The following is a 1,693-nucleotide window of genomic DNA, read 5'->3' on the forward strand; positions in this document are numbered from 1 at the left end:
TACTCACCGATAGACAATGCAAAAGGACCTTTGGACAAACCTTTTTTTTTGAGTTCCCTATCCAGAAAAACACCAGGATGGATGCCTTTGATATGTTGAATTCTTGAGTCCATGAAACAAAAATAAACAATTTTGTTTACATAAAAAAAATCATAAATTAATTCTAAAAATGAAATCCAAACTATTAAACCTGCTGCAACTCTACCACCCCAAAAGTCCTTTCGGGTGCTTTGGTATCGAGTTCATAAAAACCTGTTGGGGTCATATTGGTGAAATACTTGTAATCTTTGACCAAATGCTGGTAATCATAATACCCACAGGCCAAAGCGATACTCAGCCAATCCAGATGGGGATAGGCGTTTTTCATAAAAAATGCTTTTTCAAATCGCACTACCTTATCAAAAAGTTTAGGACCGATTCCAGTCCTTTCGGTAAATCTTCGCTGGAATTGCCGGTTGCTCAGACAAGCATCAGAAGCAAGTTGATCCATGGAAAGTGCCCTGTTTTGATTTAAGATTACGAAACTCACTTTGTCAATTCCCTGTAAACTGTATTTTGACCTAAAGATGACTTTCTCTAGAAATGCTTCAATAATCTGGATTAATTCCTCTATTCCTTCGGTATTGCACATTTGTTCATGTATTAATCTGATTTCTTTTCCCCAAATGGCTTCGGCATCAATAAATGTATTGGTGATTTCGTAAGCTGGGATACCTGTAAGCCTGAAAAGTGCGCTTGGTTGAAGTACAATTTGCAAAATCCAAAAATCACTTCCGGTATACCGATTTGTAACCACTGTATGCTGCCCGATAATGGTGCAATTGGGATGGGTCAAAATTTCCGGGTTTGAGGGATAGCTAACCTTTTGTGCGTTACGGAGCCTAAACACGAGGCATGTTTCAGGCCGGGGGCAATAGACCTTGCAGGGAATTATCCCCCCGGCACCAAATTCAAATTTGATGATCTGATGCTTCCTGACGTACTCATGTAAATGTGGACTAGGTAAATAATCCCTGAGAATCATTATTTCAAAGTTAATGGTGGCCCAACATTTTTCATCCCATGTGCCATGAAAATCTTCTCTGCTTCCTCCACAGAAGGTGGCCTTCCCAATTCATCCATGGCGTAGAAAAACTCTTCCATTTTAATGGCCGGTTGAAGTATATAGATCAACTTTCCCCTTTCTGTAGTCTGTATCCAAGTATGGGGAACATTTCGGGGAAGGAAAATGGTATCTCCAGCTGTCAGTTCGTGCTTTTTATCGCCCAACTGGAAAAGATAATTTCCTTCCACTACATAAAATACTTCATCCTGTTCCAAATGTACATGCAGGGGCGGTCCTGTTTTTTCCATACCAATATACTCAAATACAGACATTTGTCCATCTGTGTCTTTGCTGGAAATTTTGAGATCATTGGGATTGACTCCTTTGTATGGCGTATGCTTTCCGTGTCTGGCCTCACCGGATTTGACCAAGAAGCCATCTTTATCTTCTTTATTCTCTTTAGAGAATGCCATAAGGTCTGACCCAAATGCTGTAATTGCCGCAGTTGTGACAATAAATTTTCTTCGTTCCATAATTAGTTGTGGTTTAAGATTATACACAAAAATAACCCAAACCCATAAATGAATACTGGTAAAAATCGGACGTTTTTATATTGCTATTTTATTTGAACTTTCTTAGAAAAAATCC

Annotated in this window: 2 protein-coding genes; both read right to left on the bottom strand. The window is 39.0% G+C overall.

Annotated features, from left to right (window positions below):
• Positions 1-184: 184 nt before the first annotated feature.
• Positions 185-1,024: a helix-turn-helix domain-containing protein gene (locus ACEW8U_RS21915; RefSeq protein ID WP_373524192.1), complete on the bottom strand. Its 840-nt coding sequence runs from the start codon at positions 1,022-1,024 to the stop codon at positions 185-187.
• On the bottom strand, positions 1,024-1,578 hold the full coding sequence (locus ACEW8U_RS21920) for a cupin domain-containing protein (protein WP_373524193.1): 555 nt from the start codon (positions 1,576-1,578) through the stop codon (positions 1,024-1,026). Before ACEW8U_RS21920 ends, ACEW8U_RS21915 begins: the two co-directional genes overlap by 1 nt.
• Positions 1,579-1,693 lie beyond the last annotated feature (115 nt).

Origin of the sequence: Aquiflexum sp., assembly GCF_041751335.1 — a bacterium.
GTDB lineage: Bacteria > Bacteroidota > Bacteroidia > Cytophagales > Cyclobacteriaceae > Aquiflexum.

What these genes read in the sequence shown, in the direction of transcription:
- ACEW8U_RS21915 (WP_373524192.1), bottom strand. Translation starts at nt 1,024, where the DNA reads ATGATTCTCAGGGATTATTTACCTAGTCCACATTTACATGAGTACGTC.
- ACEW8U_RS21920 (WP_373524193.1), bottom strand. Translation starts at nt 1,578, where the DNA reads ATGGAACGAAGAAAATTTATTGTCACAACTGCGGCAATTACAGCATTT.